Source organism: Trinickia dabaoshanensis (genome assembly GCF_002879885.1).
GTDB classification, from domain to species: Bacteria; Pseudomonadota; Gammaproteobacteria; order Burkholderiales; family Burkholderiaceae; genus Trinickia; species Trinickia dabaoshanensis.
Genome location: NZ_PNYA01000047.1, coordinates 1 through 22245, shown reverse-complemented (window position 1 = coordinate 22245; position 22245 = coordinate 1). Strand labels below are relative to the sequence as shown.

At 64.1% G+C, this 22245-nt stretch carries 22 protein-coding genes; 7 read left to right on the top strand and 15 right to left on the bottom strand.

Translation table 11 applies throughout. From position 1 onward, the window contains the following. Positions 1–176: 176 nt before the first annotated feature. Positions 177–1127, bottom strand: a complete 951-nt coding sequence (gene argC / locus C0Z18_RS31755; RefSeq protein ID WP_102649429.1) for an N-acetyl-gamma-glutamyl-phosphate reductase — start codon at positions 1125–1127, stop codon at positions 177–179. A 106-nt stretch (positions 1128–1233) separates the two neighbouring features. Continuing rightward, positions 1234–1803, bottom strand: a complete 570-nt coding sequence (locus C0Z18_RS31750) for a YbhB/YbcL family Raf kinase inhibitor-like protein (RefSeq protein ID WP_408647236.1) — start codon at positions 1801–1803, stop codon at positions 1234–1236. Between the two features lie 245 nt (positions 1804–2048). Here C0Z18_RS31750 and C0Z18_RS31745 point away from each other — a divergent pair, with 245 nt between their 5' ends. Further along, a complete protein-coding gene (locus tag C0Z18_RS31745) occupies positions 2049–2768 on the top strand; it encodes a LuxR C-terminal-related transcriptional regulator (RefSeq protein ID WP_102649424.1) in 720 nt (239 codons plus the stop codon). Between the two features lie 112 nt (positions 2769–2880). On the opposite strand, the gene C0Z18_RS31740 is transcribed toward C0Z18_RS31745, so the two are convergent. Next, positions 2881–3567: an orotate phosphoribosyltransferase gene (locus C0Z18_RS31740; RefSeq protein WP_102649423.1), complete on the bottom strand. Its 687-nt coding sequence runs from the start codon at positions 3565–3567 to the stop codon at positions 2881–2883. Between the two features lie 297 nt (positions 3568–3864). Here C0Z18_RS31740 and C0Z18_RS31735 point away from each other — a divergent pair, with 297 nt between their 5' ends. Then, positions 3865–6135 (top strand): NADP-dependent malic enzyme, encoded by a 2271-nt coding sequence (locus tag C0Z18_RS31735; RefSeq protein ID WP_102649422.1) that lies wholly within the window; start codon positions 3865–3867, stop codon positions 6133–6135. A gap of 81 nt (positions 6136–6216) precedes the next feature. Further along, positions 6217–6642, top strand: a complete 426-nt coding sequence (locus tag C0Z18_RS31730) for a hypothetical protein (RefSeq protein ID WP_146014153.1) — start codon at positions 6217–6219, stop codon at positions 6640–6642. Between the two features lie 378 nt (positions 6643–7020). On the opposite strand, the gene C0Z18_RS31725 is transcribed toward C0Z18_RS31730, so the two are convergent. Continuing rightward, positions 7021–10608 carry an indolepyruvate ferredoxin oxidoreductase family protein gene (locus C0Z18_RS31725; protein ID WP_102649420.1) on the bottom strand — a complete coding sequence of 1196 codons (3588 nt, stop codon included), beginning with the start codon at positions 10606–10608 and terminating at the stop codon, positions 7021–7023. 367 nt (positions 10609–10975) lie between these two features. Between C0Z18_RS31725 and C0Z18_RS31720 the strand changes: the two genes are divergently transcribed. Next, the gene (locus C0Z18_RS31720) at positions 10976–11275 is read left to right on the top strand and encodes a hypothetical protein (protein WP_102649419.1); all 300 of its coding nucleotides are present in this window, start codon (positions 10976–10978) and stop codon (positions 11273–11275) included. 51 nt (positions 11276–11326) lie between these two features. On the opposite strand, the gene hppD is transcribed toward C0Z18_RS31720, so the two are convergent. Then, positions 11327–12424 (bottom strand): 4-hydroxyphenylpyruvate dioxygenase, encoded by a 1098-nt coding sequence (hppD, locus tag C0Z18_RS31715; RefSeq protein ID WP_102649418.1) that lies wholly within the window; start codon positions 12422–12424, stop codon positions 11327–11329. Between the two features lie 155 nt (positions 12425–12579). Here hppD and C0Z18_RS31710 point away from each other — a divergent pair, with 155 nt between their 5' ends. Continuing rightward, positions 12580–13071: an Lrp/AsnC family transcriptional regulator gene (locus C0Z18_RS31710; RefSeq protein ID WP_102649417.1), complete on the top strand. Its 492-nt coding sequence runs from the start codon at positions 12580–12582 to the stop codon at positions 13069–13071. Between the two features lie 108 nt (positions 13072–13179). On the opposite strand, the gene C0Z18_RS31705 is transcribed toward C0Z18_RS31710, so the two are convergent. The 7 genes from C0Z18_RS31705 to paaA form a co-directional block, all read right to left on the bottom strand. Further along, complete coding sequence (locus C0Z18_RS31705; protein ID WP_146014154.1) at positions 13180–13851, bottom strand: GNAT family N-acetyltransferase; 672 nt, start codon at positions 13849–13851, stop codon at positions 13180–13182. A 251-nt stretch (positions 13852–14102) separates the two neighbouring features. After that, the gene (locus tag C0Z18_RS31700; protein WP_102649416.1) at positions 14103–14702 is read right to left on the bottom strand and encodes a TetR/AcrR family transcriptional regulator; all 600 of its coding nucleotides are present in this window, start codon (positions 14700–14702) and stop codon (positions 14103–14105) included. 154 nt (positions 14703–14856) lie between these two features. After that, the gene (gene paaE / locus C0Z18_RS31695; RefSeq protein ID WP_102649415.1) at positions 14857–15945 is read right to left on the bottom strand and encodes a 1,2-phenylacetyl-CoA epoxidase subunit PaaE; all 1089 of its coding nucleotides are present in this window, start codon (positions 15943–15945) and stop codon (positions 14857–14859) included. Between the two features lie 87 nt (positions 15946–16032). Continuing rightward, the gene (paaD, locus tag C0Z18_RS31690) at positions 16033–16578 is read right to left on the bottom strand and encodes a 1,2-phenylacetyl-CoA epoxidase subunit PaaD (RefSeq protein ID WP_102649414.1); all 546 of its coding nucleotides are present in this window, start codon (positions 16576–16578) and stop codon (positions 16033–16035) included. A gap of 39 nt (positions 16579–16617) precedes the next feature. Further along, on the bottom strand, positions 16618–17421 hold the full coding sequence (gene paaC / locus C0Z18_RS31685) for a 1,2-phenylacetyl-CoA epoxidase subunit PaaC (RefSeq protein ID WP_102649413.1): 804 nt from the start codon (positions 17419–17421) through the stop codon (positions 16618–16620). Positions 17422–17428: 7 nt separating this feature from the next. Next, the gene (paaB, locus tag C0Z18_RS31680; protein WP_102649412.1) at positions 17429–17713 is read right to left on the bottom strand and encodes a 1,2-phenylacetyl-CoA epoxidase subunit PaaB; all 285 of its coding nucleotides are present in this window, start codon (positions 17711–17713) and stop codon (positions 17429–17431) included. Between the two features lie 66 nt (positions 17714–17779). After that, the gene (paaA, locus tag C0Z18_RS31675; RefSeq protein ID WP_102649411.1) at positions 17780–18778 is read right to left on the bottom strand and encodes a 1,2-phenylacetyl-CoA epoxidase subunit PaaA; all 999 of its coding nucleotides are present in this window, start codon (positions 18776–18778) and stop codon (positions 17780–17782) included. Between the two features lie 195 nt (positions 18779–18973). Between paaA and C0Z18_RS31670 the strand changes: the two genes are divergently transcribed. Next, on the top strand, positions 18974–19156 hold the full coding sequence (locus tag C0Z18_RS31670; RefSeq protein WP_102649410.1) for a hypothetical protein: 183 nt from the start codon (positions 18974–18976) through the stop codon (positions 19154–19156). A 25-nt stretch (positions 19157–19181) separates the two neighbouring features. On the opposite strand, the gene C0Z18_RS31665 is transcribed toward C0Z18_RS31670, so the two are convergent. From C0Z18_RS31665 to C0Z18_RS31655, 3 genes are read right to left on the bottom strand one after another with little or no spacing between them, the layout of a single operon-like run. Further along, on the bottom strand, positions 19182–19661 hold the full coding sequence (locus tag C0Z18_RS31665) for a lytic transglycosylase domain-containing protein (protein ID WP_102649409.1): 480 nt from the start codon (positions 19659–19661) through the stop codon (positions 19182–19184). Positions 19662–19697: 36 nt separating this feature from the next. After that, complete coding sequence (locus C0Z18_RS31660) at positions 19698–20105, bottom strand: hypothetical protein (protein ID WP_102649408.1); 408 nt, start codon at positions 20103–20105, stop codon at positions 19698–19700. Positions 20106–20120: 15 nt separating this feature from the next. Beyond that, positions 20121–20504, bottom strand: coding sequence for a hypothetical protein (locus C0Z18_RS31655; RefSeq protein ID WP_102649427.1), 384 nt, complete (start codon positions 20502–20504; stop codon positions 20121–20123). 240 nt (positions 20505–20744) lie between these two features. Between C0Z18_RS31655 and C0Z18_RS31650 the strand changes: the two genes are divergently transcribed. Then, positions 20745–21998, top strand: coding sequence for an SGNH/GDSL hydrolase family protein (locus tag C0Z18_RS31650; RefSeq protein ID WP_102649426.1), 1254 nt, complete (start codon positions 20745–20747; stop codon positions 21996–21998). Positions 21999–22245: the final 247 nt, after the last annotated feature.

Below are 22245 nucleotides of genomic sequence, written 5' to 3'. Positions count from 1 at the left end.
CCTTTGGAACAAGCATCTCGAGCGTCACCATCTCGAGTTCTTGCTGGGCGGGTGTCGGCTTCTTGAGCATGAACCCTATTAAAGAACAAAGCCCTGGCCGAAGCCAGGGCTTTGTCAGCAGTCTGAGCCGGCATAAAGCCGGCTTTCATTGCGCATTCGAGCGGGGATTCGGGGGATTACCGCTGCAATCCCGATTGCTCGTCCGCGCCGATGCTCAAGTTCATGCATTGGATCGCGGCGCCCGACGCGCCCTTACCCAGGTTGTCGAGCCGTGCGACGGTGACGAAGCGCTCTTCGTTGCCGAAGACGAACAAGTCGACGCGGTTCGTGTCGTTGTTCGCTTGCACGTCGAAGAAGCCCTCGTCGAGGTTGTCCTGCGCATCGAACGGCGCCACGCGCACGAACGCTTCGTCTGCGTAACGCTCGGCGAAGAGCGCCTGGACGTCGCGCGGCCCCACGCGCTTGCCGAGCTGCTCGGGCGTGAAGTAGGTCGTGACGGCGAGTCCCTTGTAGAACGGGCCGACGATCGGCGTGAAGATCGGCGCGGCCGCGAGACCGGTGTGCGCCGCCATTTCAGGCAGATGCTTGTGGCCGAGCGCGAGCGCGTAGGCGCGCGGGCTTTGCAACTTGGGGTTCGGCTGCGCGGCCTCGTAATCGGCGATCATCTTCTTGCCGCCGCCGCTGTAACCGGTGATGGAGTAGGCGTGCGCGGCGAACTCGGGCTTGACGAAGCCGGCATCGACGAGCGGGCGCATCGCCAGCACGAAAGCCGAGGCATGGCAGCCCGGCACCGCGATGCGCTTGGCCGTGCGCAGCCGTTCGCGTTGGGCCGGCGCGAGTTCGGGCAAGCCATAGGCCCAATCGGCATGCGTGCGGAAGGCGGTGCTGGCGTCGATGAGCACGGTATTGCCGTTTTCGACGAGGCTCGCCGATTCGCGCGAGGCGACATCGGGCAGGCACAGGAACGTGACGTCGGAGGCGTTGATGAGACGGCGGCGCTCGTCCAAGTCCTTGCGCTTCGCTTCCTCGATGCGGAGCACTTCGACGTCGGAGCGGCGTGACAGGTATTCGAATATCTTTAGACCCGTCGTGCCTTCCTGTCCGTCGACAAAAACCTTCGTGCTCATTTCGATCTCGCTATGTGGCCGGTGAAAGCGCCGCCGGAACGGCGCCAAAGCCATGATTTTACGGGTTGTTAATCGAACTTGCTGTGAAAATTCGATGTAACGCCGCTCACCGCTGGTAGGTGACGGTCAGGCTCGCCTTCGCGAGCGCAGCCGTATTGATCTCGTGATCGAACATCAGCGCGTGGCGCCCCGGTCCGAGCCGCAAATCCGCCGTGTTCAGCGCGAAGACGGTCACGACGTAGCGATGCAACTTACCCGGCGGCGGGCAAGGACCGCCGTAGCCTTCGTCGCCCCAGTCGTTGCGCGCTTGCACGGCGCCGATCTTCGTGAGGTAGCCCGAGGCGCTCGCATTCGCCGGCAGCGCCGTCACGCTCGGTGGGATAGCGGCCACGGCCCAGTGCCACCAGCCGGGACCGGGTGCGTCGATGTCGAAGACCGTGACGGCGAAACTCTTGGTGCCGGCCGGCGCGTTGCGCCATGACAGCTCGGGCGAAACGTTGCGCCCCGTGCAGTCGTTGCGGTCGTACACCTGAGCTTTGCCGAACGCCGCTCCGTCCTTCAAGTCGGTGCTCGTGAGCGAGAAGGCGCCTTGTGCCGCTGCCCGGCCGGCGCCCGCGGCCAGCCCGGCCGCGAACACACAAGCGAGCAAGGCTGCCCCATTCGCGGACGAGCGCATGAAAACCGATCCAACGAGTTCGCGATAGCTGCGCATGAACCGATCTCTCCGGGAGGACCTCGTTGCGGCCGAATATTTGCCGGTATCGCGCCGCCTTGTGTCAGCCAGTCTAACATCGGCCGTTCGCGATCGCGGCCTGCGAACGCCCGCTGCGCGAAGCGTCGGGCGAGCGCTCGGCACGCCCCGTTCATTCACGGCCGGTGGGCAATCGGCCATTACGACTATTACGCATCGATACCGGTCTCATGAGCTCAACCGTCTCGCGTTTTCCCATCGGCGGCCCGCCGCCTTTGCGCCGCACCCGGGTCGTCGCAGCCGACGACCATCCCGTGATCTTGCTCGGCGTGCGCCATGCGCTCGAGGCTTTCGACGATATCGCGTTGCTGGCCCAGGCACGGCAATCGACCGAATTGGTGGAGTCGCTGCAGCGCGTGTCCGCCGACGTGATCGTGACCGACCTCGCGATGCCTTGTGGCCGCTACGGCGACGGTTTGGCGTTGATCGGATACTTGCGCCGGCATTTTCCCGCGGTGCGTATCGTCGTGCTGACGATGCTCGGCAACGGCGCGCTGCTGCGGCGCTTGTTCGAGGCGGGAGTGGCGGCCGTCGTGGGCAAAGGTGACGATCTCGCTCATATCGGGCTGGCCGTGCGCCATGCCATGAACGATGTCCGCTATGTCAGTCCTTCGCTGCGCGCGGCGCTCGAGCGCAGCGGCGCGCGCAACGGCCGCGCGACGGGGCCGCTTACGCTGTCGCCGCGCGAGATCGAGGTGCTGCGATTGTTCGCATCGGGCTTGAGCGTCAGTGAAATCGGCGTACGGCTCAATCGGAGCGTGAAGACCGTCAGCTCGCACAAGGTGGCCGCGCTGCGCAAGCTCGGTGTCGCCGGCGATGCCGAGCTCATCGAATATGCGTGGGCGAACGGCCTCGCGCATCGGCCGATGGCCCATGCGGAAGTCTCGTAACCTGAGGGGAGCGAATGGAGACGCGCGTGTGTGCGGGCTTCTTGTCCGCGCACACGCGACTTTGCCGGGGATCGCGACGCAATGACGTCGCGATCGCACCGCTATTGCTGCGTTATTGCGGCGTGGAGGTCGCGCCGCCGTGCGCGGCCGACCATTCGGCGGGCGCGTGCAGGAATTTCTCGACTTCGTCGAGCGTCTTGGTATCGAAGTATCCCGATGCCTTGGCGACGCGCAGCACATCCCACCAGGTGGCGAGCGCGTGCAGATCGACGTCGATGTCTTTCAGCACCGACACGCTTTCCTTGAAGATGTTGTAGTGAAACAGCACGAAGCAATGGTTCACGCTCGCGCCGGCCGTGCGCAGGGCGTTGATGAAGTTGATCTTGCTGCGGCTGTCGGTCGTCAAGTCCTCGACGAGCAGCACGCGCGAGCCTTCCTCGAGATGCCCTTCGATCTGCGCGTTGCGGCCGAAACCCTTCGGCTTTTTGCGCACGTATTGCATCGGCAGCATCATGCGATCGGCGATCCAAGCGGCAAACGGAATGCCGGCCGTTTCGCCGCCGGCGACGGCGTCGATCTGTTCGAAGCCGACGTCGCGCAGGATCGTCGTTTCGGCCATCTCCATCAGCGCGCGGCGCACGCGCGGATACGAAATCAGCTTGCGGCAGTCGATATAGACCGGGCTTGCCCAGCCGGAGGTGAAGATGAACGGCTTTTCGGCGTTGAAGTGCACCGCCTGCACTTCGAGCAGGATCTTGGCGGTCGTATCGGAGATCGTTTGGCGATCGTAGCCTGTCATGGGGCAAATCCTTGGATGAAAACCGTGAGGCGGGCGGGTTCGCCCTCGGGCAGCAGGCTGGGCTGCTGCGCGCGTAGGCGGGTATTTTACCCGAGTTCCGAGCCGGCCCCTCTGGAAACGAAGATTAGGGGGTGTACACTAGTCGCCCCGCAAATCGCTCACTCGCCGCTTTTGCGCCGGCGCCGCGCCTACCCGGCGCGCAGTCCGGTCGCCGCAGTCGCTACCTTGCCGACTTGCCAGCGTAGCGCCGGCGCGAGCGTATCGGCCCAAATTCAATAACGTCTCGCAGGCTAATACATGGACGAATCACTCAAGCAAAGCGCTCTCGCCTACCACCAGAACCCGAAGCCCGGGAAGATTTCGGTCACGCCCACGAAGCCGCTGTCGAATCAACTCGACCTTTCGCTGGCCTATTCGCCGGGCGTCGCCGCCGCCTGCGAGGCGATTCATGCCGATCCGCTCGACGCGCAAAAGTACACCTCGCGCGGCAACTTGGTCGGCGTCGTGACCAACGGCACCGCGGTGCTCGGCCTCGGCAATATCGGCCCGCTCGCCGCCAAGCCCGTCATGGAGGGCAAGGGCTGCTTGTTCAAGAAGTTCGCCGGTATCGACGTGTTCGATATCGAGTTGTCCGAGTCCGACCCCGACAAGCTCGTCGAGGCGATCGCCATGCTCGAGCCGACGCTGGGCGGCATCAACCTCGAAGACATCAAGGCGCCCGAGTGCTTCTACATCGAGCAAAAGCTGCGCGAGCGCATGAAGATCCCCGTCTTCCACGACGATCAGCACGGCACGGCGATCATCGCGTCGGCGGCCATCCTGAACGGCCTGAAGGTGGTCGGCAAGGAACTGTCGAAGGTCAAGCTCGTCTGCTCCGGTGCCGGCGCGGCCGCGATCGCTTGCCTCGATTTGCTCGTCAAGCTCGGTCTGTCCAAAGAGAACGTGCTCGTCGCCGATTCGAAGGGCGTCATCTATGAAGGGCGCGGCAACCTCGATCCGTCGAAGGCGCGCTATGCGGCCGTGACCGAGGCGCGCACCCTGGCCGACGCGATCCAAGGGGCCGACGTGTTCCTCGGCTGCTCGAGCGCCGGCGTGCTCAAGCCCGAGATGGTCAAGACGATGGGGAACACGCCGCTGATCCTCGCGCTCGCCAATCCGGAACCCGAGATCCGCCCCGAGGATGCGAAGGCCGCGCGGCCCGACGCGATCATCGCCACGGGCCGCTCCGACTACCCGAACCAGGTCAACAACGTCCTGTGCTTCCCGTTCATCTTCCGCGGCGCGCTCGACGTCGGCGCGACGACGATCACGGAAGAAATGAAGCTCGCGTGCGTGCGCGCGATCGCCGAGCTGGCCGAGGAGACCGACCAAGGCGACGAAGTGGCGAAGGCGTACGAGGGTCATTCGCTCGAGTTCGGCCCCGAGTACCTGATTCCGAAGCCTTTCGATCCGCGCCTGATCATCAAGATCGCGCCGGCCGTCGCGCAAGCGGCGATGGATTCGGGTGTCGCGACGCGTCCGATCCAAGACATGGACGCCTATCGCGAGCAACTCGGCGCGACCGTTTATCGTACGGGCATGGTCATGCGGCCCGTGTTCGCGTCCGCCAAGAAGAAGGCTGCGCGCATCGTGTTCGCCGAGGGCGAGGACGAGCGCGTGCTGCGTGCCGCGCAGTTCGTGCTGATGGAGAAGATCGCCAAACCGATCATCGTCGGGCGTCCGGCCGTGGTCGAAATGCGTTTGAAGAAGATGGGCTCGAAGCTGCGAGTCGGCGACGATTTCGAGATCGTCAACCCCGAGGACGATCCGCGCTTCACGCAAAGCTGGCAGCTCTATCACGAGATCGGCGCACGCGACGGCGTGACGCCCGAGATCGCGAAAGCCGCGATGCGCAAGTTCAACACGTTGATCGGCGCGATCTTGATCCGCTTGGGTCATGCCGACGGCATGATCTGCGGCATGATCGACACGTACCACAGCCACTTGAAGTACATCGAACAGGTGCTCGGCCGCGCGCCGCAGGCCGAGCATTACGCGGCGATGAACTTGCTGATGCTGCCGGGCCGCAACCTGTTCATCTGCGACACGTACGTGAACGAAGTGCCGAGCGCCGAGCAACTGGCCGACATGGCGATCTTGGCCGCGCGCGAGATCGAGCGTTTCGGCATCGTGCCGAAGGTCGCGCTGCTCTCTAACTCGAACTTCGGCAGCGCGCCGTCGGCTTCGTCGCAGCGCATGGCCGCCGCGCGCAAGCTGATCGGCGAGCGCGCGCCGCAATTGGAAGTCGACGGCGAAATGCACGGCGATGCGGCGCTCTCCGAGGTCATTCGTAAACAGGCGTTCCCCGGCACGACGCTCACGGGCGAGGCGAACTTGCTCTTGATGCCGAACGTCGAGGCCGCGAATATCGCCTACAACCTGCTGAAGATGGTGGGCGGCGAAGGCGTGACCGTCGGGCCGTTCTTGCTCGGTGCGGCCAAGCCCGTGCACATCCTCACGCCGGCGGCGACGGTACGGCGCATCATCAACATGACGGCCGTCGCGGCCGCGAACGCCCGCGTCGAATAAGACGCCTACGCTGCCCCCGCAATGGGGGCAGCGCGACGGGGCCTCCTGTCGCGCGCCCCATCCTTGCCGCATCGCCTCGCGATGCAAGTACGCGGCGCTGCGGCTATTGACTATCCTGAACGTTTGCTTTGCCGGCCGTTTCGCCGGTCAATTGCATTGACATTGGCACGCGCGGCTACCATCGCCCGAGGCGCATCGATTGGCGCCGCCGCAAAATTGCATGCAGCCCACCGTGCACGACCCGCAGGCGGCCGCTATGCGCGGGACCATCGAGCCGACGGCGACGACGGCAACGAGTTTGGTGAAATCCGCGAAAAATCGACGTCGCGTGCTTTTTTGCGGTTCGTCCGGCGAGGGCGACGCGTTCGCGCGTCGCGCCAAGCCTTTGAGCGCGAAAGCCGAAATATGCGCGAGCCAAAGTGCGGTCAGCGCAATGGCGCACAAGGCCAACGGAACGACCGCCATGCGCGGCAGGACGAAGCTGCTCGCCATCGCGCAAAAGAATGAAATGCGCATGCATCGCAGGCAACTGCCGAGTCGCGTCCAAACGTAGCTACGAATTGCATGGGTCGATGCTTTCATTCGATTCTCCTGGATATCGAGGCGTTAGCTCGGGCGGGGCGTACGCAGCGCATGCGCCACTGGCTCGAAATCTATTCGATTTGTTCGATAAGGCAATCGCGAAACCGAGGAGATCGTCGCGACGCTGCCGCGGTCACGACGAGCGGTCCAGATGTTGGGTGCGGGAGCGGGGATAGGCGGCTCAGTCATGCGCACAAAACGCAACGGCCGCCCAAAAAGACAAAGCCCCGCGTTTCGAAAAACGCGGGGCTAGGTACGGCGAAGCGAGCGAGGCTTTTCGGCGCGCTCGCTCCCGAGCGAAGACTACGCCGCGTGCCGGGTGGCACCGCCGGGCGCACGCCACTTCGCCAGCAGTTCGTTCCACTTCACGCGCACGGCCTTCAGGTTGTTTTCCTTCACATGGCCGTAGCCGCGGATGCCGTCCGGAAGGTTCGCGAGCTGGATCGCGAGTTGCACGTTGCCCGCCGTCAGGCCCGAGACGACTTCGCGCACGAGTGCTTCGTACTCGCCGATCAGCGCACGCTCCGTGCGACGTTCCTCGGTTTTGCCGAATACGTCGAAGGCCGTGCCGCGCAGGAACTTCATCTTCGCGAGCAGCTTGAATGCCGAGAGCATCCACGGGCCGTATTGCTTCTTCACGAGATGGCCCTTCGCGTCTTTCTTCGCGGTGAGCGGCGGCGCGAGATGGTAGTTCAGCTTCCAGTCGCCTTCGAACTGCTCGCGCAGCTTGGCGAGGAACGCCGGGTCCGTCTGCAGCCGTGCGACTTCGTACTCGTCCTTGTACGCCATCAGCTTGTACAGATTGCGCGCGACGGCTTCCGTCAGCGGCTCGCTTACGGCGCTGCCTTCGGCGAGCGCGCGCTCGGCGCCGCGCACTTGCGCGACGAGCGTTTCATAGCGCTTCGCGTAGGCCGCATCCTGATAGGCGGTGAGCAGCTCGACGCGTTTGGCGATCAGCGCATCGATCGACTTCTTCGTATGCAGCGAGATCACTGTGGCGCCGGCTTCTTGCGCACCCGCGGCGGGTTTGGCTGCGAGCTCGACGCTGGCTAGATCGTGAGCGGCGCGCCGGCCCCATTCGAATGCGGCGAGGTTCTTCTCCACTTGCACGCCGTTCAACTCGATCGCCCGCACGAGCGAGCGATACTCCAGCGGCAACCACCCGCGTTGCCACGCGTAGCCGAGCACGAACGGGTTCGTGAAGATGGCGTCGCCGAGCAGCGCGACGGTCAGGCGGTTCGCGTCGACGAGATCGACGTGTTCGCCGGCCGCGGCGCGCACGTCTTGCTCGGTGCTCGCGCCCGGGAACGTCCAGTTCGGATTCTTGATGAACTCGGCGGTCGGCGTCTTCGAGCTATTGATGACGACGCGCGTTTGGCCCGCCTTCATACGCGACGTGCATTCGTCGCCGGCCGTCACGATCGCGTCGCAGCCGATCACGAGATTCGCCTCGCCCATCGCGATCCGCGTCGCATGGATATCGGTCGGCGCGTTCGCGATCTGCACGTGGCTCATCACGGCGCCGCCCTTCTGCGCGAGGCCCGTCACATCGAGCACGGTCACGCCCTTTTGCTCGAGGTGCGCGGCCATGCCCAGCAGCGCGCCGATCGTCACGACGCCCGTGCCGCCCACGCCCGTCACGAGCACGCCGTACGGACGCTGAATGGCGGGCAGCACCGGCTCGGGGATCGCGGGCAGGGCGTCGCTCGACTTCGCGCCGAGCGGCTTCGGTTTGCGCAATTGCCCGCCTTCGACCGTCACGAAGCTCGGGCAAAAGCCCTTCAAGCACGAGAAGTCCTTGTTGCAGCTCGATTGGTTGATCTGGCGCTTCGTGCCGAATTCGGTTTCCAGCGGCTCCACCGACAGGCAGTTCGATTGCACCGAGCAGTCGCCGCACCCTTCGCAGACGGCTTCGTTGATGACGACACGGCGCGCCGGGTCGGGGAATTCGCCTTTCTTACGGCGCCGGCGCTTCTCGGTCGCGCAGGTCTGGTCGTAGATGAGGATCGTCGTGCCTTCGATCTCGCGCAGCTCGCGTTGCACGTCGTCGAGCTGATCGCGATGGTGGATCGTCACGCCCGGCGCGAGCAGCGTCGTGCCGCTGTATTTCTGCGGCTCGTCGGTGACGATGACGATCTTCTTGGCGCCTTCGGCCGCGAGTTGATGCGTGATCTGCGGTACGGTCAGCACGCCGTCGACGGGCTGGCCGCCCGTCATCGCGACCGCGTCGTTGTAGAGAATCTTGTAGGTGATGTTCGCCTTGGCGGCGATCGCGGCGCGGATCGCGAGCAAGCCCGAATGGAAGTAGGTGCCGTCGCCGAGGTTCGCGAACACGTGCTTTTCGTTCGTGAACGGCGCCTGTCCGGTCCAGGCCACGCCTTCGCCGCCCATTTGACTGAACGTGCTCGTGTTGCGGTCCATCCAGACCGTCATGTAGTGGCAGCCGATGCCGGCCATGGCGCGCGAGCCGTCGGGCACGTTCGTCGACGTATTGTGCGGGCAGCCCGAGCAGAACCAGGGCTTGCGCTCGGCGGTGACGCGCGGCTTGGCCAGCGCCTTTTCCTTCGCCTCGATCACGGCGATACGCGCGGCGATGCGCTCGCGCACATCGGACGGCAACTCGAATTTCTCGAGCCGCGTTGCGATCGCCTTGGCGATCAGCGCCGGCGACAGTTCATAGTGGGCGGGCAGTAGCCAGTTGCCCATCGGCACCGACCATTCGCCGCCGGCGCCGTCCTTTTCGTCGAACTTGCCGAACACGCGCGGACGCTGGCCGTCGGGCCAGTTGTACAGTTCTTCCTTGATCGCGTATTCGAGAATCTGGCGCTTTTCCTCGACGACGAGAATTTCGTCGAGGCCGCGCGCGAACGCCTGCGCGCCTTGCGCCTCGAGCGGCCAAACACAGCCGACCTTGTAAAGGCGAATGCCGATGCGCGAGCAGGTTTCGTCATCGAGCCCCAGGTCGACGAGCGCTTGGCGCACGTCCAGATAGGCCTTGCCGCCCGTGATGATGCCGAAGCGCGCATGCGGCGAATCGATTTCGACGCGATCGAGCTTGTTGGCGCGCACGTAGGCGAGCGCCGCATACCACTTGTAGTCGAGCAGACGCGCTTCCTGCACGAGCGGCGGATCGGGCCAACGGATATTGAGGCCGCCGTCGGGCATCGCGAAGTCGCCCGGCAAAACGATCTGAGTGCGGTGCGGGTCGATATCGACCGAGGCCGACGATTCGACGACGTCGGTCACGCACTTCATCGCCACCCACAGGCCCGAGTAACGGCTCATCGCCCATCCGTGCAGGCCGAAGTCGAGGTATTCCTGGACGTTCGACGGAAACAGCACCGGCAGGCCGCAGGCCTTGAAGATATGTTCGGATTGGTGCGCGAGCGTGGACGATTTGCAGGCGTGATCGTCGCCGGCGAGCACGAGCACGCCGCCATGTTGGGACGAGCCGGCCGAATTGCCGTGCTTGAGTACGTCGCCCGAGCGATCGACGCCCGGTCCCTTGCCGTACCACATCGAGAACACCCCGTCGTACTTGGCGCCGGGGTAGAGATTGACCTGCTGCGTTCCCCACACTGCCGTGGCGGCGAGATCTTCGTTGATCCCGGGCTGAAACACGACTTGGTTGGAGGCGAGGTGCTTCTTGGCTTTCCAGAGGGCAAGGTCGAGGCCACCGAGCGGGGAGCCGCGATAACCGGAGATGAAGCCGGCGGTATTGAGCCCGGCGGCTTGATCGCGCGCGTGTTGCAGCATCGGCAGGCGCACGAGCGCCTGAATGCCGCTCATGTACGCGCGGCCGCGTTCGAGCGTGTATTTGTCGTCGAGCGTGACGGACGATAGCGCAGCTTCCAGCGAGGCTCGCTGACCTGCGTCTAGCGGGGCATTCATTATGTTGACTCCTCAACCCTGTTTGGGATCACCAAAACGTCTCGGCGCCCGCATCTTGTGGATGCTTCGGCCGGGGCCGCCATATTGACGGTTTTTTTGGGATGGTAGCACTGGTGGAAACCCGCCGCAGCCGTCAAAAATAGTGCCATCGCAGGTTGGATAAGGCTTCGCCGTCATCCTGTCATCTCGCTATGGCACGCTCGTATCTGTCTGTAACGGCCGTAACGTGTTGTTTTAAGGCTGGAACGAGGGGAGTCGGACTGGTCTAATTCGCAGACCGTTCAGTTTCGCGGACACGCGGCCCGGCATCAGGCCGTTGCATCGGGAGCGTGACGCGCCTTCGGGCGTGCAAATATAAGGAGTACAAATGGAAAAGCGACACATCCAAACGTTTTTGACGATTTCCGCCGCATTTTTCGCGATGAGCTTGCCCGTGCGTGAAGCGCAGGCCGGCGTGGTTGCGACGGCGGTATCTCGCACGATCGCCAAGGCCGGCATCGGTGCCGGCCCGGCCGAACTGTGGGCGGCATCGATGGGCGATGCCCCGGCGCGGCATACGCCGATCGCGCATGCCAGCCGCAAGCACGTCGCGGCGATCGAGACGGCCTCCGCCAAGGCTGCGCCCGCGGGCGACGACGCCGGCGTCGAGCCGTTCGCTCAGATGTAATGTGAACGAGGCGCGCGGCTGCTTGGCCGGCGGCCGCGCCTCGATCCGGTCTTAAGCTTTGTCCTGCACGACCCCGCGCCGAATCTGATCGAGTTCGATCGATTCGAACAGTGCCTTGAAGTTGCCTTCGCCGAACCCTTGATTGCCCTTGCGTTGAATGATCTCGAAGAAGATCGGGCCGATCTGGTTTTCCGTGAAGATCTGCAACAGCAGGTCGTCCTTCGCGCCGTCGATAAGAATCTTGCGCTTCTTCAACTCGTCCAGCGGCTCGGTGTGGCCGGGAATCCGGCGATCGACGAGTTCGTAATACGTGTCGATCGTGTCCAGCAGCTTGATGCCCGCGCCGCGCAGACCGTCCACGGTGCCATAGATATCGGTCGAACCCAGCGCGATATGTTGAATGCCTTCGCCGCGGTACGCGTCGAGATATTCCTGGATCTGGCCCGCCGTCTCCGAACCTTCCTCGTTGATCGGAATGCGAATCTTGCCGCACGGCGAAGTCATGGCTTTCGATTTGACGCCCGTCACCTTGCCTTCGATGTCGAAGTAGCGAATCTCGCGGAAATTGAATAGACGCTCGTAGAACGCCGCCCATTCCTGCATCCGGCCGCGATGAACGTTGTGCGTGAGGTGGTCGATATAGGTGAGACCGTGACCGACCGGATGCGGGTCGGCGCCGGGGATCGGTTCGAAATCGACGTCGTAGATATCGATGTCGCCCACGCTGCCCGCTTGCGCGCCGTTCTTGCCGCGCCAGCGATCGACGAAATAGATCAGCGAGTCGCCGATACCCTTGATGGCCGGGATGTTCAGCTCCATCGGGCCGGTCTTGTTATCGAAACCCCATGCACCGAGATCGAGCGCGTGCTTGTAGGCCTTGGCCGCGTCTTGCACGCGAAAGGCGATCGCGCAGATCGACGGGCCGTGCAGGCGGGCGAAGCGTTGCGCGAACGAATCGGGTTCGCCGTTGACGATGAAGTTGATCTCGCCTTGGCGGTAGAGCGTCACGTCTTTATGCCGGTGACGTGCGATCGCCGTGAAACCCATCTGCTCGAATAGCTTGCCGAGCGCCTTCGGATCGGGTGCCGTGTACTCGATGAATTCGAAGCCGTCGGTGCCGACGGGGTTATCCCACGTTTGAACCTGCATACCTGTCTCCTGTCGATATCACCGCGGCCAAGCGCCGCACGCCGCGAATAGACGCAAGTGTATAGCGGCAAGATAGGCAAAAATTTGCGAAGTTTGTCGGTTGGCACTACGATTGCGCAATTTTGTGTCTCTTGCGACTCGGAGGAGGTGAGAATATGGCCGATATCGAACTCGATGCCGTCGACAGACGTATCCTCGCGTTTTTGCAGGAGAACGGCCGCGCCTCGAACCAGGACATCGCCGAGCGCGTGAATCTCTCGCCGAGCCCTTGTCTGAGGCGGATCAGGCGGCTCGAGGAACTCGGCATCATCCGCGGCTACGTCGCGCTGCTCGATCCGCAAAAGCTAGGCCTTGGGTTGCTCGCGTACGTCAATGTACGGCTGGAAAAGCGCGGCGGCGCCACGGGCCATGCCGGGACCACGCACGCGGAGCTGTTTCGCGCCGCGGTGCAGTCATGGCCCGAGGTGGTCGCCTGTCATGCGATGACGGGGGAGATGGATTACCTGCTGCGCGTGCAGGTGAAAGACATGGTGCACTTCTCGCGCTTCGTGCAGGACCAGTTGCTGCATCATCCGTCGGTCATCGACGTGAAAACCAGCTTCGCGCTCGAATCGTTCAAGGAGACGACGGCGCTACCGATTCTTTGAGGCGGATCGGCGCGAGGAACCGGCGCTGCAAAAGAGACGAGGCGGCGTGTTGCCGCCTCGTCGCGCGTGCCGCACAGGGGAGAGCGGCGCGCGGGGGGGACGAAAGGGTCAGGCTAGCGCGTCCGCCGGCATCATGGCCTCGATGATGCGCGCGGTATTGCGGGCTTGGCGCTTAATGGCGTAATCGAATACGGCGGCTTGTTCTTGTAGCATTTCGTTGATGATGCTCGCTTGGTCGGCGGGCGGCAACGTGAGGTACGCATCGGCGCTGCCGTAGGTGTACTCGATCTTCATCCCGGCCTTCTTGGCGATGTGCATCATCGTCGTATTGCGCGAAAGGCAGTACATGTAGAGCGTCGTCACGCGCGTGTTGCGGCTGTGAATGGCGGCGCGCTCGAACAGTTTGGAACCGACGCCCATGCCGCGCGAGCTTTCGAGCACCGACACGCCGAGTTCCGCCATGCGCCCATCGCCGTCGGCGGGCAGGTAAGCCAGATGGCCGACTCCCACGAGGACGAGCCCGTGATCGAAAACGCCGAACACTTTGTCGCGCGTGAAATCGATCGACTGCACGTAGTTCTCGATCACGTGATCCGGTGCCGCTTGGCCGAAGCGCAGCAGACGGTCGTCGTCGCCCAGGGCGAGAAAGTGCGTGACCAACTGATCGCGGTCGCCGGCCGTCAATTCGCGCACGAGGATCGGGCCACGATGAGCCTCTTGCGAGGCACGCTCGTGAAGCTCGATCGAGGCGGCGGCGCGAGTAGGGGCATAGGACTTCATCATGGGTTCTCCTTTCGTCATGCGCGGTTGCTGCAGCGCAATGCGAATTTTACCCGATAGGCATATCCCCTAATAGGGAAAACCCCAACAAAGCCTTGAGAACCCCCTCTATTGCCGGCCAAATGCGGCGTAAGCTACTGATTGGGAAGGAAATATTTGACTGTTGTAGATGCGCACTGCGTCATTTCGACCGAACAAACAGTCCCTCGGCGCATGCTGCGGCGCGGTGACGGTCCGCGCATCCGCTGCCGTCAGGTCGCCAGGCCCTTTTCGAGCACGTCGATCACTTCATCGGCGAATTCCCGGTAGCCCAGGCGCCCCCCGGGCTTGAGCCAAGTGAATGTCCAGTTGATCATCCCGAACACCATCATGGTAAGCGCGGTCTGCTTTTCCTTCGAGACGCGGCCCGGATAGGCCCGCGCAAGTTGACGTGCAAACGCGGCGACGATGTCGCGCTGACGATCGAGAATGACCTCGCGCTGTGTTTCGACGAGGTATTTCACATCGTTGAGCAGGGCGACGTGGCGGCTGTGCGAAGTCTCATATTCGGCCAGGAAGGCGCGAACGAGCTCGGCGAACGTCTCGCGCTCGCTTAGCCCGCGCCGCTGGCTCGAGCCCTCGACCTCGGCGATGATCAGCATCAAGCGCTTCGTGTAGCGATCGAGCAAGTCGAACAGGATCGCTTCCTTGCTTTCGTAATAGTGATAGAGCCGAGCTTTGGAGGTGCCGCTCGCGCTGGCGAGTTCCGCCATCGACGTGCTCGGGTAGCTCGTCTGAGCGAATGCTGCGGCGGCGAGCTCGAGTATTTGCTCGCGTTGGGTTTCGTGATCGGGTGCTCGGGTACGGGCCATGGTGTCGTCGTCGGTTCGGGCCGGCCCCGGTGCGAGCGATCGACGTCGTCGAGATCGTCGCTATCGCACGCCCAACCGGCGGTTCCGAGCCGTGGGGCGTGCCGTGCGCGGGGCCGCCGCGGCGCTAGTGTAAGCGAAACGCGGCCCCGCCCGATCAGCGTTCGTCGTAGCTCACGACGACGCGCTCGCTGACCGGATGGCATTGGCAGGTCAAGACGAAGCCGTCCGCGATCTCTTGCGGTTCGAGCGTGTAGTTCTTGTCCATCTTAACCTCGCCCTCGAGCACCTTGGCCCGGCACGTGCAGCACACGCCGCCCTTGCACGCGTACGGCAGCGCCAGACCGGCATGCAAGCCGACATCGAGCAAGCTCGCGCCCTCGTAGGGCAAGCGCATCTTGCGGCGATTGCCGTCGATGACGATTTCGAGTTCGGCCGCCGGCGTCTCGTCGGTGATCTCGACGACGGGCGCACCCGCCTGCGGCAGCGGCGTGCCGAAGCGTTCGACGTGCACCTTCGATTGCCCGACGCCCGCGCTCTTGAGCGCCGCCTCCGCCGCGTCCATCATCGGCGCGGGACCGCAAATGAACGCTTCGTCGATCGAATCCGGCGACACCAATGTCTCGAGGAAGGCGGCGCACTTCTCGCGATCGAGCACGCCGTTGAACAGGTCCACGTCCTGCATGTCGTCGGACAGCACGTTGTACAGAACGAACCGGTTCATGTAGCGGTTCTTCAGGTCCTCGAGTTCCTCGGCGAACATGATCGCGTCGACACTGCGATTGCCGTAGATCAGCGTGAACGTGCTGCGCGGTTCGAGCTCGAGCGTCGTTTTGACGATCGCCAGCACGGGCGTGATGCCCGAACCGCCGGCGAACGCCACGTATTGTTTGCCTTGTTCGGCGTTCAGATGCGTGAAGAAGCGCCCGTCGGGCGTCATGACCTCGATCGTATGGCCGGCCTGCAGCGTATCGAACGCGAAGTTCGAGAAGCGGCCGCCGCGCACGCGCTTGATGCCGATGCGCAGCTCGCCGTCGCGGTCGTAATCGGTCACCCCGACGCAGATCGAATAGGAACGGCGCGTCTCCTCGCCGTCGACGTGCGCCTTGAGCGTCACGAATTGCCCCTGCGTGAAACGATATTGCTCGCGCAACTCGGGCGGGACTTCGAACGAAACGGAAACCGCGTCGGCGGTTTCGGGCCGCACCTCGCGGATGCGCAGCGAATGAAATTGCGGGGTCGCCATACCAGCCTCCCGCCGGGCCGACCCAAGGGAGGCTGGCGCCCCCTCGAGGGGCAGCGAACGATAGTGAGCGTGGGGGTCGTTCATTATTCAGTAGGGTTTGAAGTAGTCGAAGGGTTCGCGGCAGTCCAGGCATCGATAGAGCGCCTTGCACGCCGTGGAGCCGAATTGCGATAGGCGTTCCGTGTGCGCCGAGCCGCAGTGGGGGCATGCCGGAGCGGCCGCCGCGCGCGGCACGAAGCGGATCGTTTGTTCGCTTGCGCCGGCCGGCGTACTCGCACAGCGCCCGCCGGGCGGCGCGATGCCGTAAGCGCGCAGCTTTTCACGCGCCTCGTCGGTGATCCAGTCCGTCGTCCACGCAGGTGCGAGGACCGTCTTGATCCGATGCGGCGTCAGGCCGGCTCGCTCGAGCGCGTGCGCGATATCCTCGGCGATGTGCGCCATCGCCGGGCACCCCGAATACGTGGGTGTGATGACGACTTCGAGTGTGCCGTCCTCGGACCGCTCGACGCCGCGCAAAATGCCGAGTTCTCGAATCGAAACCACCGGGATCTCCGGATCGGGCACCGATTCGAGCACGGACCATGCGCGCGCGAGCGTCTCGGCGTCGCCTGCGAAGTTAGGGGTGCTGGACATGACGAAAACCTGGAACGAGAGGCGAGGGCGCGCGCCGGATCACCAACTGGCGCCGGGGTGCTGACGGGCGAGGCTTTGCATTTCGGCGAGCAAAAATCCCATGTGTTCCGAATGCTCGCCGTGCTTGCCCGTGCTCACGTGCGCAACCGGGGCGGGCAGCGCCAGCGTGGCTTCGGCCAACGCGGCTTGCACGTCGGCGAGCCAAGCCGCTTCGAACTCGGCCGCGCGCACGCCGATACCTGCCGCCGCCACGGCGTCCTCGAGCGCATCGGGCGCAAACCATTCGCGTGTGTAGGGCATCAAGAAATCGAGCGCGGCTTGCATGCGCCGATGCGACTCTTCGGTGCCGTCGCCCAAGCGCACGAACCAATCGCGCGCGTGTTGCAGCTGATAGCGCGTTTCCTTGATCGACTTCGACGCGATGGCCGCCAGTTGCGCGTCCTTGGAGCCTTCGAGCGCCGTCCACAGATGCGCCATCAACGCGGTGTACAGATAATTGCGCACGGTGGTGACCGCGTAATCGCGATCGCCGCGCGCCGTCGCGCACAGCGGCCCGCCATGCGGCAGCTCGAGCAGCGTGTAGTTCGCGAACTCGCGCTCGGCGCGGAAATACGCGTAGTCGTCTTCGGTCTTTTTCGCGCCGGTCAGTGCGTGCTCGAGCGTCGCCGCATGCGAGTACAGCATGCGCGCTTGGCCGATGAGGTCGAGGCTCATGTTCGCGAGCGCGATGTCCTCTTCGAGCACCGGACCGTGGCCGCACCACTCCGCGTTGCGCTGACCGAGGATCAGCGCGTTGTCCGCGAGACGCAGCACGTAGGAAAGATGTTCGGGCGTAGTCGTCATGACACTCTTACATGTGGTTGACTGCGTCGGGCAGCGTGTAGAACGTCGGATGGCGATAGATCTTGTCGCCGGCCGGCTCGAACAGGTCGGCCTTCTCGTTCGGATCGGAGGCCGTGATCGCCGCCGCGGGCACGACCCAGATGCTGACGCCTTCCTGGCGCCGCGTGTAGACGTCGCGCGCCATGCGCAGGGCCATCGACGCGTCGGCGGCGTGCAAGCTGCCGCAGTGCTTGTGGTCGAGCCCTTGCTTGCTGCGCACGAACACTTCCCAAATCGGCCATTCCTTGTTCATGAACTCACTCCTGAATGCGTGGCGATGCTAAATGCTGACTAATAGGTGACGGGGCGGGGCGGCCGCTCAGGCGGCTGCTTGCTGCGCGCGAAGCCGTGCCTTCTCGGCATGCGCGAGCGCGGCTTCGCGAACCCAAGCGCCGTCCTCGTGCGCCTTCACGCGCGTGGCGAGGCGCTCCTTGTTGCAGGGGCCGTCGCCGTTCACGACGCGCCAAAATTCGTCCCAATCGATCGAGCCGTAGTCGTAATGGCCTCGAGCCTCGTTCCACTTCAAATCCGGGTCGGGCAGCGTCACGCCCAGCACCTTCGCTTGCTCGACCGTCGCATCGACGAACTTTTGGCGCAGATCGTCGTTCGAGATCCGCTTGATGCCCCACTTCGCCGATTGGTTGCTGTGGACGGAGTCCTTGTCGCTCGGGCCGAACATCATCAGCACCGGCCACCACCAACGATCGACGGCTTGCTGGACGAGCGCGCGCTGGGCCTCGGTGCCCTTCATCATGGCGAGCAGCGCATCGAAGCCTTGACGCTGATGGAACGACTCTTCCTTGCAAATGCGGATCATCGCGCGTGCATACGGCCCGTACGTGCAACGGCACAGCGGGATCTGATTCATGATCGCGGCACCGTCCACGAGCCAGCCGATCACGCCGACGTCGGCCCAAGTCGGCGTCGGGTAATTGAAGATGCTCGAATACTTCGCCTTCCCGCTGTGGAGCGCGGCGACCAGGTCGTCGCGCGAGACGCCCAACGTTTCGGCGGCGCTATACAGATAGAGTCCATGGCCGCCTTCGTCTTGCACCTTGGCGAGCAAAATCGCTTTGCGCTTCAGGCTCGGCGCACGGGAGATCCAGTTGCCCTCGGGCAGCATGCCGACGATTTCCGAATGCGCGTGCTGCGAGATTTGCCGCACGAGCGTTTTCCGGTAGGCATCGGGCATCCAATCTTGCGGCTCGATCTTGCCGTCGGCCGCCATCACCGCGTCGAAGCGCGCTTGGTCGGGCGTCGATGCGCCGGCGTCGAGCGCCGCGACATTGCCCGGAATATCCAGGGATTGCGTATACATAGGGAACGATCTCGTCCTGGGTTGTACGTTGCCGCGAGTATAAATCAACCGACCGGTCGGTTAATAAATAATTTTTAGGGCCGGGTTTAGGCCGCGGCACGCGCAGGGAGGGGGAATAGGGGCGGATTCGCGCATCCGAGGCGGCTGCTAGACTGAAGGCATTGCCCCATCTTCTTTACGCCCCGCACTACGATCATGACGACCGTCTATTTCGTGAAAACCGGCGAGCAGTATCTTTGCCCGGGTGAGGATGGCGACGTCGGGTTGACGCCGTCGTTCGAGGAAGCCGAGCACTTCCTGTCTTACGAGGAGGCCGAGCGCGCCGCGCGCAGCAACGCCGACCCGGGTTACCAGATCATCGCCCGGCATCAAGGGTGATGCGCACCTCGCGGTGTGCGCCCGCTTATTTGCCCATACCCCACGACGCGAGCACGGCGTGGATGCTGCGCGCGTACTTGTCGCGCAGAGAGGGCGTTTCCGAGTGATAGGCGCCGATCGCGTGCCAAGTATTGCCGTAGCGGATCATCTTCTGCTTGAGCATCCAGGCGGCGACGTAGGTATTGACGCAGGCATCCTTGAGGGCGCCGGGCGGGACCCCGTACCGGCGCAACTCGGCGAAATGGATTGAGTTGATCTGGGATTGGCCCACGTCGATGCTGCCGTCGGCATTGCGGTGGACCGCGCTGGGATTGCCCTTCGATTCGTACCAAGCAATTGCGCGAAGGACGAGCGGATTGACGCCTTGATAGGCGCCGGCCCGCGCGAAGCAATCGTCGTCGGCGCGCGCGTTGCCCGCGCTGCAAAGCAGGCAGACGGCCGCGACTAGGGCGGCGCCACACCGGGCGGATACGCCGCGAGAGCGGGGGAACGGAGATGCGGTCATTGCTGAAACTCCCACGTTAGCGGCCAGCCGCCGTCTTCATCGGGTCGAGGCCACGGATACCGCGTCCGCGCCGCCGTGCGCCGCGCGCGCGGGCGCGTGCAAGATGTCGTCGAGGTTCCGATCGACTTGCGTCAGGTAGGCTTGCGACTCGTCGCTGACCACCATGCGAATGGACGGTTCGGCCACGGTCCTGTGCGCAGCCGCCTTCCGGCCTTTCCTCCCGCCGGACCGGTGCCCGCCGGCGGCCCGCGGCGCAACGTCTTCCACTTGTTCGGCGGACGACGGCGGCAGCGATGCGAGGGAAGGCAGCGGTGGGAATAGCTGACTCGGGCCGGCCCCTTCGCCGGACGCCTTAGCGGCAACGCCGCTCGTTTCGGCCTGGGCCGGGGGGATGGCGGCGAAGACGAGCGCGCCGGTCAACGCGAGAGCGGAACGGGAAATCATGATCGTCTCCGGAGGCTATTCGGTGGGTACGACTTGGATGCTGTAGGGGTGGCAACTACCGACGGAGACGTCGTCGATCTGAACGGAACCCGAGTGCGCCGAAGCGATGCCCCGTTTGACCGATTGATTCAGATAGGGAAAGTCTTGCGGGAGTGCGGCGATGACGATGCGAGCCGACTGCTGTTTGGAAGCCACGGCGCCCACTTTCACGAGCACCTCGGTGAGGTGGGGATCGCGTGCGCCGAGTGCGTCCGCCGGAATGGCGATGTCGACCAGTTTGGCGGGGCCTTGCCCGCTCGAGGCCGAAGCCGATTGCTGACCGTCGTTCGATCGCAACGCTTGGATCTGCGCGCACCCCGTTAGGGCGGCGGCGATAAGAAGGCTGATGTGGGCTTTCACTGTGATCTCCAACGCTGAGAAGTGCGTTATCGGCAGCTAGGGCCCGATGATTAAAACCGACGAAAGCAAAACGCGGGAAAACGTGGATGCGGACGAGGTGCGCAAGCGCCGATGCGAGGGTCCGCGCTCGAGCGGTCTTATCGGGGCGGCGGCCTTCAGGCACAATCGCCGATTGTTTTCTTTGCTTCGATGCGAGCAGCCATGTTCACCCGTTCTATCTCGCCCAAGTTGCGCCCATTGATGATGGCTGCCGCGTTCGTCGTCGCGGCCAGCGGGGCGAGCGCCGCGCCTGCTTCGCCGCCGAACGCGGCCGAGCGCGGCTGGGTCGGCGCTTGGGCCACCGCGCTCCAAACGATTCCCGACCTGGCCGATCCGCCACCGCTCTATCGCACCCCCGAGGTCGCCGGGCGCACGGTCAGGCAGATCGTCTATCCGACGCTCTCGGGGCGCGAAGCGCGTATTCGTGTGAGCAATGTCTACGGGCGGGCGCCGTTGACGCTGACCGACGTGGTGTTGGCGCGCTCGGCCGGCGGCGCGGCGACGCAGCGGGGCACCGCCTTGCGCGTGACCTTCGGCGGTAAGAGCGCGATTACGTTGCAACCGGGCGAGCAGATCGACAGCGATGCGATTCAGATCGCCGTGTCGGCGGGCGAGCCGTATGCGATCAGCCTGGTCGCGGGCTCTCGCCAGACGATGACCGCCTGGCATCGCGTGGCGAACCAACTGAACTACGTTTCGACGCCGGGCGACCATGCCCTCGATGCGGCGCCGACGGCTTTTGCGCGCAAGTTCACCGAGTCGGTCTGGGTCAGCGGACTCGACGTGCGTGCGCCCGACGCGGGTGCGATCGCGGCGATCGGCGATTCGATCACCGACGGCTTGCGCTCGAGCTTGAATCGCAATCGCCGTTGGCCCGATGCTTTCGCGCGCCGGCTCGGCGAGGGCGGGGCGGCGAACTGGTCGGTGCTCAATCTCGGCATTAGCGGCAATCGGCTGCTCAGCGCGTCGCCGTGTTACGGCGAAGCGCTCGAGCGGCGCTTCGAGCGCGACGCCCTCGCGCATCCCGGTGTCCGTGCGGTCATCGTGATGATCGGCATCAACGACATCAACTTCGCCGCGATGCCGCCGCGCGCCGGCCTCGATTGCGACTTCCCGCATACATCCGTCACAGCGCGCGATCTGACCGGCGGCTACCGGCACCTGATCGAGCTCGCGCACCGCAATGGCGTGCGGATCTACGGCGCGACGCTGACTCCGGCGACGCTGCCGCCCGCGCGTGAAGCGGTGCGGGCCTCGGTCAACGAGTGGATCCGCACGAGCGGTGCGTTCGACGGCGTGATCGATTTCGATGCGGCGTTGCGCGACCCTGCGCACCCTACGCAGTTGCAGCGCCGTTTCGATAGCGGCGACCACATTCACCCGAACGACGACGGCTACGAGGCGATGGCCGCGGCCGTGCCGCTGGCGATGATCGGAGCGGCAGCGCACCGCTAACGAAAAAAAAGTGCGTCACACCCTTGTCATGGGATGTGTGTTTGACCTACTATTCGCATCCTCATTTGATGAGCGGCGACGAAACGGCGCCGGCGCCAACAAGTTTTTAAGCGATGTACGAAAAAAACTGTTGACGAGATGCAAAAGGTTCTGCATAATCTCGTTTCTCTGCTGCTGACGCAGCAACGCAAGACGGGCGGTGCTAAAGAAGAAGTTGTTCTGGCGCTGTCGACGGTTGAGCGACGCG